Source organism: Brevundimonas sp. (assembly GCF_031412435.1).
In the GTDB taxonomy this organism is placed as follows: domain Bacteria; phylum Pseudomonadota; class Alphaproteobacteria; order Caulobacterales; family Caulobacteraceae; genus Brevundimonas.
The window spans coordinates 23,743-32,494 of sequence record NZ_JANODA010000007.1 but is presented as its reverse complement, the minus strand read 5'-3'; the positions used below and the strand labels follow the sequence as shown (position 1 = coordinate 32,494).

Genomic DNA, 8,752 nt, shown 5'->3' with positions numbered 1-8,752 from the left:
CGGTGACGACGCCATTGTCCCAGTGGCAGCCTTCCTAGACGCCCGAGTGGATGATCGGGGCGATCACTACCTCGGCGAACTTCGCGCCTTCTTCCAGGATCTGGCCAACCAGGTCCGAGGAGATGTCCTCGAAGCCCGGCTGGTTGGAATAGCGGTCGATTTCCAGGACCTCGTTCAGGATGAAGGTCAGATCGCGGACGGGCGCCTTGTAGGCCATGGGGTCAGGCTCTCAGCTTGAACGGATGATGGGCGTGTTGGTCGAGGTGCTGGCGCAGCACCGAGGCGTATTCCTCGGCGCCGGGCAGGAGGTCGGGACGCTGTTCGGACAGGCGGGATTCCATCGCCGCGCAGGCTTCCTCGGCCATCTCGATGGCGGCGTCGAGGTCCTCACGCTGCTGCTTCAGGGCCTCGATCTGGGCGCGGTGGCGCGCCAGGGCGATAGCCATCTGATGGGTGTTGCCGTCGTTGCGATCGTAGAGGTCCAGCATCTCCTGGATCTCGGTCAGGGTGAAGCCGATACGGCGCCCCCGGAGGATCAGTTTCAGCCGGGCGCGGTCTCGGGCGTCGTAAACCCGGGTCTGGCCCTTGCGCGCGGGGGTCAGAAGGCCCTTGTCCTCATAGAAGCGCAGAGCGCGCGCGGTCGCCCCGAACTCACGACAGAGTTGGCGGATCGAATAGGTGCGATGATCGTCGGCGGTCGCCATATGCCGACATAGCCCAAACTTGACGCGGACGTAAAGGGAAGCTTTTCAGGACCGATGGCGCGCAAGCACGTCAACAAGGGCGCTGCGCCCGACAAGCGCGATTTGCCGCAGAAGACATGCGTCTCCTGCGGCAAACCTTTTGCGTGGCGAGCCAAATGGGCCCGCGACTGGGATCAGGTGAAGTTCTGTTCCGAACGCTGTCGGCGTGCGGGCGTCAGCGGCGGCCCAGCAGGACCGGGATCGTGATCGCCAGGAGGGCGAGGTTGGTCAGGGCCAGGCCGATGTCGAAGCTGAAGGCGTGGACCGACAGCATGACGACTTCCAGCGCTGTCAGGCCGGCGGCCGAGATCAGCAGGGGCCAGCGACCGAGCTTCCACGAGACCAACGGGGCCAGCATCCCGAGCGCCAGGACGACCTCGGCGATGCCCACGCCGCGCACGAGGTTCTCGCTGACCAGGGCCGGCCAGTTCATCAGGGCCACCAGATTGTCCAGCGGCTCGGTCAGCTTGGCGTAGCCGGCGGCGAAGAAGAACATCGCCGCCCAGCCCTGGAGGGTCCAGAGCGCAAGGTTGCGATAACCGGCGACCGCGCGAGCGCGGGCTGCGGAGACGGGGGCGGCGGCAGGCGTGAAGGTCGTGGACATCGGATCGTTCGTTTCGTCGGGGAGGACGGATGAATTGGTAACAGTGGCTAGATCAGATCGAACTTCGGGTTCCGCAAGAGGTCGCAAGCCACACCGTAACCGAAGGTGATGAAGAAGCTGTGCCGTAGCTACGGGGCGGTAGCGTGGCCGTATTCATACAAGTCGGTAATCCGGGAGGACGGCCGCCGTGAAGAGGGGTATGGCAGAGCTGGGCCGAAATGTCATCAGCCGTAGACATCAATTGATGACATCAGGTGATGACTTAATGTTTCCCGTGGCGGAAATGCCGCTATGGCGGGTTCAAAGGCCCTTGAATTGCGTCGCCCCGGCGCGACGGGCCGGGGCGATCGTGGTCAATCCTCGCCACCTTCCCCAAGCGGCTGAGGTTCCGGCGTGTTGGCCAGCAGCCGGCCGGGCTGACAGTCCAGTTCGCGGCACAGGGCGTCCAGGGTGGAGAAGCGGATGGCGCGCGCCTTGCCCGTCTTCAGGACGGAGAGGTTGGCGATGGTGACCCCCACCCGGTCGCTGAGTTCTGTCAGCGACATGCGGCGTTCGACGAGCATCTGGTCCAGTTGAACAATGATGGCCATGGCGCCCTCAGACCGTCATCTGCTGGTCGTCGCGCATGGCCGCACCCTCGCGGAAGACTTCGGCGAGCATGAAGACGATCAGGATGCCGAGCCAGGCGCCGAGATCAACCGAATAGTCGAGGTCGTCGATGATCCCTTCAGGAACGGTCCACGCCAGGATGAAGGCGCTGACCTGCACGCCGATCAGGCCGACGCCGACGCCCTGCAACCGTCCGACATTGGCTCGCTCGAAGGCGTCGCCGTGGTTCACGGCCAGGAACATCCGGCGCAGCCGGTTCAGGATCCACCAGGTGCTGAGGGTGGCGATGAAGGCGGCGAGGAAGGTGGCGCGCTCATTGAGCATGAGCATGTGCCAATCGGGCTCGTTGTCCGCGAGGCCGTCGATGAACCCGGCGCCGAAACCCGGCACGACCAGCGACGCCAGCAGCATAGCGCCAGTGGCGACGACGGCGAACGTCACGAACACGTTCACGAATCCCAGCACCCAGCGCAGGGCGCTGGCGACGGAGCGACGACCGATGAGCTTCACTTGACTACCTCTCCGCCGCGACCTGCGGCCATGTCGATAGTCGATATGGGTTCATTGATTATCGATCAAGAACTTTCCCGATAAACGATATGAAACTTTCGTAAGATTTCAGGCGCGGGAGGCGCGGGTCGCTTCCAGCCGGGCCATCTTGTCGTGCAGGGGCGACCAGTCGTCGGTCGCGTCGATCGCGGCCCAGATCGCCTCGACCTCCTCGATCAGCATCTCTTCCGGATCGGGGCGGGCGAAGACGGTGTGCTCCAGCCGCTCCGGCCGCTCAGGCTCATGCTCGAACAGGGCGAAACGGAAGGCGTCGAAGGCCTCGCCCTGCCAGGCGTTCGCACGGGGACCGGCAAGCGCGCGGGCCGAGGACGAGAAGCCGGCGAACCAGTCGTGGAACAGGGGCTCCCAGCGGATCGCCTCACCCTTCTCGCGCAGCAGGGCCAAGGTGGTGTCAAGCAGGCGCTGGTCAGCGGCCTCGCCGAGGCTCTTGACGCCCAGACGGTCCAGGAAGGCGGCGCGCAGCTCGCCGATATAGGCCGGGCCGAAGCCGTTCAGCGCCTCGGTCAGGGGCTCGGCCTCGGCGACCAGTTTCAGGCAGCCGGCCAGCTGGGTCAGGTTCCAGAACACCGCTTCCGGCTGGCGAGCGAAGGCGTAGAGACCGGTGGAATCGAAATAGGCGGCGGTGAAGCCGGGCTCGTAGGACGGCAGGAACCGCCACGGGCCATAGTCGAAGCTCTCGCCCGTGACGTTCAGATTGTCGGTGTTGAGAACGCCGTGGACAAAGCCTGCGGCGATCCAGCGGGCGGCCAACCGGGCCGAGGCAGCAACGATGGCGGTGAGCAGGCCGGACGCGTCTCCCTGCGCCACGGCCGGATGGTAGAGAGCGCGGACATGCTCGACCAGGGTCTCGATCTGGTCGGCGCGGCCGAAGAAGGCGGCGCGCTGGAAGGTCCCGAAACGGATGTGGCTGTGCTGCAGCCGGACGAGGACGGCGGACCGGGTCGGGGAGGGCTCGTCGCCGCGTTCCAGCTGTTCGCCGGTCTCGATCAGCGACAGGGCGCGGCTGGTCGGAACGCCCTGCGCCTCCAGCATGGCGGCGGCGAGGACCTCGCGCACCCCGCCCTTGAGTGTCAGGCGACCGTCCCCGGAACGCGACCAGGGGGTGGTCCCGGAACCCTTGGTTCCCAGATCAAGCAGTCTCCCTTGTTGGGCGCTACCGCTCGCCCCCGGGTCCGATCTCCGATCGGCCCGAGGGTAGACTGTGCGGTCGTTCGCTGCTGGAGCGCCGGGAGTCTCCCGCAACTGCGCCGCCAGGAAGCCGCGCCCGTCGCCGAGGTCCGGGTTGTAGGTGCGGAACTGGTGCCCGTGATAGCGCATCGCGATCGGGCCGGGCTGGCCGGGCAGGGGGGCGAACCGGCCGAAATGGGTGATCCATTCGGCGTCGGTCAGACTGTCGAGCCCCACGGTCGCCGCCGCACGGTCGTTTCGAACGCGCGGGATCGTCTCGGGAAAGTCGGCGGGTCGAACAGCGTCGCCGTAATCTTCCCCCAGATCGAAGACGCGGGGTTCGGGGCGATAAACGGGACCAACAGGCATGGGCATCCAGATGCGGCCTAAGATGACGAGTCGCAACCGGATCCGCGTCAAGATCGCCTTGAACCCTTCCGGCTTGACGGTATTCTGCAATCAGAGATCAGGCCCTTGCGGCCAGGCCGGCGCCGCCCATTCCTGGAAGGATGGCGACGAATCCGGTCCGGCGCCCGTCGATAACCGGGCGCCACGGAACAGACCTATCCAGACCGGAGGCCGCCGTGGCGCGCAAACTGACTCTCGACTTCCTCAAGACCGAGGCCGCCTCAGGCGCCGTACTCGGGCTGGCTGCCATCGCCGCCCTGATCGTCGCCAACTCCCCCCTCTCGGAGGCCTATTTCTACTGGCTGAAGAGCGAACACCTGTTTCAGGCGGGCCCGCTGCAACTGGAACTGTCCGTCTCGGAGTGGATCAAGGAAGGCTTGATGGCGATCTTCTTCCTCGTTGTCGGCCTGGAGATCAAATACGAGATTCGCCAGGGCGAGCTGAGCGATCCGCGGAAGCTGGTGACTCCGGTTGTCGCGGCCTTGGGGGGGATGCTGGCCCCGGCGGGCGTCTATCTGTTGTTTTCCGGAGCCCTCGGGGGCCCGCACCAGGGATGGCCCATTCCATTGGCCACCGACATCGCCTTTGCACTCGCGGTCTTCGCCCTGGTGGGCAAGGGACTGCCGTCGTCGTTGAGGGTTTTCCTGCTGACCCTGGCCATCGTCGATGACCTCGGGGCGATCGCCCTGATCGCCGTCCTGTTCAGCGAGGGCGTCAACTGGCCGCTGGTCGGCGTGGCCGGCGCGCTGTTGCTGGCGGGTTCAGTGATGTCCTTGCGCCGGATACCCGCGCCGTTCTGGGTCCTCGGCTTCGCCCTGGTCTGGTGGTTGAGCGTCAAGGCGGGGCTCAGCACCTCTCTGGCGGCCGTCGCCTTTGCCGCCATCGTGCCGGTGTCCCCGCGGGCCGACGATCAACAGAGTCCGCTGAAAGAGGCGATGCACGACCTGCACCCCTATGTCGCCTACCTGGTTCTGCCGCTGTTCGCCTTCGCAAAGGCCGGGGTGTCGTTCGCGGGGCTGTCGCTCGACCAGATGCTGGCGCCGCTCGTCCTCGGCATCGCCGCAGGCCTGTTTATCGGCAAGCAGATCGGCGTCATGGGCGCCGCCTGGCTGGTTGCCGCCCTGAAGCTGGGCGCCCGCCCCAGCGGCGCCAGTTGGCTGCAAGTCTACGGCGTCTCTCTTCTTTGTGGGGTCGGTTTCACCATGAGCCTGTTCATCGGCGCCCTGGCATTCCCCGGCGCGGTGGACTCTCCCGAGCAGGTGGAGGTCAAGCTGGGCGTAATCCTGGGCTCGGTGCTTTCGGCGACGCTGGGCGGGATCATTCTGGCGATCGCATCGAGGCGCACGGGAAGTTCGGAGGCTTCGTCAGGGCCGATTACTGAATCTTGAGACGCGAATATTGACCTAAGGTCATCGCATTCTGTCGCTTTCGCGTCACACAGGGCGCTGTCGCAAGGCTGAAACATGGCGTGAACCTAGGCTTCGCCTTGTCCCACGGTGCGGCTTGCCCTACGCAAAACTCACGAGAATCCGACGCTCCGCAAGAAGGGCGCGGGTTGGGAATCAGGAAACGCCGCGATGCGCTCCGAGAGGAGGCGTCGGGCCATGAGCCGGGAGCCGTCCATGCGTCTTACTCAAATTCTTCGTTGCACCGCGTCCGTCGCCGTCGTCGGCGCCGTGGCTTTCGGCTTCGCCGGGATCGCCTCGGCCCAGGACAGCGAGCAGTCCACGGTCGACGACATCATCGTCACCGCCCAGAAGCGCGAGCAGAACCTGCAGGACGTGCCGATCGTGGTCACCAGCCTGTCCCAGGAAACCCTGTCGGACGCGGGCGTTAAGGACATCAAGGATCTGCAGATCCTGACCCCGGGCATGACCGTCACCTCGACGTCGTCGGAAGCCTCGACCACCGCCCGTATCCGCGGCGTGGGGACGGTGGGTGACAACCCCGGTCTCGAAAGCTCGGTCGGTGTCGTGATCGACGGCGTGTATCGTTCGCGGAACTCGGTCGGCTTCGGCGACCTCGGCGAACTGAGCCGCATCGAAGTGCTGAAGGGTCCGCAAGGCACCCTGTTCGGCAAGAACACCTCGGCAGGCGTCATCAACATCCTGACCGAAGCCCCGTCGTTCACGCCGGGCTATAACGCCGAGTTCACGGCCGGCAACTACGGCGCCCCGGGCGCGTCGGGTTCCGTGACCGGTCCGATCTCGGACACCCTGGCTTTCCGCCTGTACGGCGCGCGCCGCGTCCGCGACGGCTTTTACAATGTCGATACCGGCGACGGCCCCCGTCCGGAAACCGATGACCAGAACCAGGACTTCGGTTCGGTCCGCGGCCAGTTGCTGTGGCTGCCGAACGACAGCACGTCGTTCCGCCTGATCGCCGACTTCACCTCGCGCGACGAATATTGCTGCACGGGCGTGCAAATCCGCTCGTCGTCGACCCAGGCCTTCATCGATCTGCTCTCCAACGGCTCGGGCGCCCGCCCGCCGGTTGCGACCGCCCCCAACGGCGGCCTGCTGCCTTTCTCGCGCACGGCCTTCGCCAACCGCTCCAGCGGCCAGGAGATCAAGGACAGCGGCGTTTCGCTGGAAGCCAACTTCGATCTGCCGTCGCTGTTCGGCGGCGCGACCCTGACGTCGGTCACCTCGTACCGCGACTGGTCCACTGAACTGGGCCAGGACATCGACTACACCGGCGCCGACATCTCCTATCGCGTCCAGAACGAACAGAACGGCTACGGCGTCGAGAACCTGACCCAGGAATTCCGCCTGGCCGGCGCCACGGACAGCCTCGACTGGCTGGTCGGCGTCTTCGCGACCAAGGAGAACATCACCCGCAACGACAGCTGGTACTTCGGGTCTGACTATACGCCCTACATCTCGTTCCTGCTGTCGGCGAACCTGAACCGCGCCAGCCCGTCCATCGGTATCAGCCCGGGTGTGGTTGGCTGCTTCACCCGCACCGGCCAGACCGGCACCTCGGCGGGCCTGCTCGGCTGCCTCGCCAGTGGCGGCACCGGCTCCCTGCCGGTTGGACCGGGCGGCGCTCTGGTCACCGTTCCGTCGGCCCAGGCGACCGGTCCCGGCTTCACCCTGGGTCAGGGCTATGGCGACTCCTACGAACAGGAATCGACCTCGATCGCCCTGTTCACCAACAACACCTGGCACGTCACCGACGCCTTCGATCTCACCGTGGGCCTGCGCTACACGATGGATGACAAGTCGCTCGACGCCCGCCAGCGGAACGTGAACGGCAACGGCAACGCCTGCACGGCCGCTCAGCTGAACGCCGGCGCTATCGGCGCGGGCCTGGGCGCCGCCAACGTCGGCGGCATCCTGGGCGCCATCTGCCTGCCCTTCGCCAACAGCGCCTTCAACAACCGCAACGTCAACGAATCGACCGACGACAGCGAGCTGAGCGGCACGATCAAGGCGTCCTACCGCCTGAACGAGTCCGTGCTCGGCTACGTTTCCTATGCCCGCGGCTACAAGAGCTTCGGCTACAACCTCGACCGCGTGCACCGCACGGGAACGATCACCCCGGTGTCGACGCTGTTCTTCCCGTCGGAGTATGTCGACAGCTACGAAGCCGGGGTGAAGATGACCCTGGTCGAGCGCACCCTGCTGCTGAACGCCACCTACTTCGATCAGACGTTCGAGAACTTCCAGCTCAACACCTTCAACGGCGTCGGCTTCACCGTTGAGCCGATCCCGGAGCTGACCTCGCGCGGCATCGACGCCGACATGGTGTGGTTCACCCCGGTCGAGGGCCTGAGCTTCCAGGGCGGCGTGACCTATACGGACGCCCAGTATGGCGTGTTCACCGCGGCTGACCTGGTCGATCCGAACAACTTCCCGGCCGCATCGCTGCTGCCCGGTTCGCGTCCGTCCTTCGCTCCGGAATGGTCGGCTGCCCTGTCGGTCAACTTCGACCGCAGCCTGGGCAACGGCCTGCGCGCCGGCTTCAGCCTGGCCGGCAAATACATGACCGAGTACAACACCGGGTCGGACCTCCTGCCGTTCAAGCTGCAGGACGCCTTCTCGACGGTGAACGGCCGTGTTTCGATCGGCAGCGAGGATGACCGCTGGACCCTGGAAATCTGGGCCCAGAACCTCACCGACGAAGAGTATCTGCAGGTCGGCTACAACGGCCCGCTGCAAGGCACCGCCTTCCAGAGCGCCGTGCAGACGACCGGCACCAACCCCGGCACGTTCTACAACGGGAACCTGGACACCCAGACCTACGACGCCTTCCTCGGCGCGCCCCGCACCTTCGGCGGCACGCTGCGCCTCAGGTACTGATCCCGACGACAACCGGGACGACTGAGCCGGCCGGGGGTGACCCCGGCCGGCTTTTTCTTTCGCGGGGAAACCTGTCCGGCGAACACCTCATGCCGGCACGTGTTCGTCGCCGCGGTCGCTTGGTCTGCTATCCAAGGACATGATCATCTCTTGATGGACTGCTGTCCCGGCATTTGGCTCCATCAGCATTCGGTCCGAAGACGACCCGCGTGGTCGCGAGTTCGCGCCGGCGCCAAAGCCGGACGTGCCTCCGCATCTCCTGGACCACTGCCAAGGTGCGCGCCCTGCCGAGCAGCGCGGTGACGATTGCGGTCCTCGTGCCGGGGTGGCTTCAGACCCCGGCCGAT

At 65.8% G+C, this 8,752-nt stretch carries 9 protein-coding genes; 3 read left to right on the top strand and 6 right to left on the bottom strand.

All coding sequences use genetic code 11. The annotated features are described in order from the left end of the window. Nucleotides 1-34 precede the first annotated feature (34 nt). The gene (locus RMO01_RS01710; RefSeq protein WP_309627321.1) at nt 35-217 is read right to left on the bottom strand and encodes an acyl-CoA dehydrogenase N-terminal domain-containing protein; all 183 of its coding nucleotides are present in this window, start codon (nt 215-217) and stop codon (nt 35-37) included. A 4-nt stretch (nt 218-221) separates the two neighbouring features. Continuing rightward, a complete protein-coding gene (locus RMO01_RS01705; RefSeq protein ID WP_309627320.1) occupies nt 222-704 on the bottom strand; it encodes a MerR family DNA-binding transcriptional regulator in 483 nt (160 codons plus the stop codon). Nucleotides 705-758: 54 nt separating this feature from the next. Between RMO01_RS01705 and RMO01_RS01700 the strand changes: the two genes are divergently transcribed. Next, a complete protein-coding gene (locus tag RMO01_RS01700) occupies nt 759-950 on the top strand; it encodes a DUF2256 domain-containing protein (protein ID WP_309627319.1) in 192 nt (63 codons plus the stop codon). On the opposite strand, the gene RMO01_RS01695 is transcribed toward RMO01_RS01700, so the two are convergent. The 4 genes from RMO01_RS01695 to RMO01_RS01680 form a co-directional block, all read right to left on the bottom strand. Then, nucleotides 919-1,347, bottom strand: coding sequence for a DoxX family protein (locus RMO01_RS01695; RefSeq protein WP_309627318.1), 429 nt, complete (start codon nt 1,345-1,347; stop codon nt 919-921). The two genes, RMO01_RS01700 and RMO01_RS01695, sit on opposite strands and share 32 nt — an antisense overlap. Before the next feature lie 353 nt (nt 1,348-1,700). Beyond that, complete coding sequence (locus tag RMO01_RS01690) at nt 1,701-1,937, bottom strand: helix-turn-helix transcriptional regulator (protein ID WP_309627317.1); 237 nt, start codon at nt 1,935-1,937, stop codon at nt 1,701-1,703. 7 nt (nt 1,938-1,944) lie between these two features. Then, complete coding sequence (locus RMO01_RS01685) at nt 1,945-2,466, bottom strand: DUF2975 domain-containing protein (RefSeq protein ID WP_309627316.1); 522 nt, start codon at nt 2,464-2,466, stop codon at nt 1,945-1,947. Nucleotides 2,467-2,574: 108 nt separating this feature from the next. Beyond that, nucleotides 2,575-4,062 (bottom strand): protein adenylyltransferase SelO family protein, encoded by a 1,488-nt coding sequence (locus tag RMO01_RS01680; protein ID WP_309627324.1) that lies wholly within the window; start codon nt 4,060-4,062, stop codon nt 2,575-2,577. Between the two features lie 215 nt (nt 4,063-4,277). On the opposite strand from RMO01_RS01680, the gene nhaA reads away from it, so the two are divergent. Both nhaA and RMO01_RS01670 read left to right on the top strand, forming a co-directional pair. Beyond that, entirely contained in the window at nt 4,278-5,489 is a 1,212-nt protein-coding gene (gene nhaA, locus RMO01_RS01675; protein ID WP_309627315.1) for a Na+/H+ antiporter NhaA, read from the top strand. 234 nt (nt 5,490-5,723) lie between these two features. After that, nucleotides 5,724-8,405 (top strand): TonB-dependent receptor, encoded by a 2,682-nt coding sequence (locus RMO01_RS01670; RefSeq protein ID WP_309627314.1) that lies wholly within the window; start codon nt 5,724-5,726, stop codon nt 8,403-8,405. The last annotated feature ends 347 nt before the right edge of the window (nt 8,406-8,752 follow it).

Excerpts from the sequence above, each read along its gene's own strand:
- RMO01_RS01670 (WP_309627314.1), top strand. The coding sequence starts at position 5,724 with ATGCGTCTTACTCAAATTCTTCGTTGCACCGCGTCCGTCGCCGTCGTC.
- RMO01_RS01700 (WP_309627319.1), top strand. The coding sequence starts at position 759 with ATGGCGCGCAAGCACGTCAACAAGGGCGCTGCGCCCGACAAGCGCGAT.
- RMO01_RS01695 (WP_309627318.1), bottom strand. The coding sequence starts at position 1,347 with ATGTCCACGACCTTCACGCCTGCCGCCGCCCCCGTCTCCGCAGCCCGC.
- RMO01_RS01710 (WP_309627321.1), bottom strand. The coding sequence starts at position 217 with ATGGCCTACAAGGCGCCCGTCCGCGATCTGACCTTCATCCTGAACGAG.
- RMO01_RS01705 (WP_309627320.1), bottom strand. The coding sequence starts at position 704 with ATGGCGACCGCCGACGATCATCGCACCTATTCGATCCGCCAACTCTGT.
- RMO01_RS01690 (WP_309627317.1), bottom strand. The coding sequence starts at position 1,937 with ATGGCCATCATTGTTCAACTGGACCAGATGCTCGTCGAACGCCGCATG.
- RMO01_RS01680 (WP_309627324.1), bottom strand. The coding sequence starts at position 4,062 with ATGCCTGTTGGTCCCGTTTATCGCCCCGAACCCCGCGTCTTCGATCTG.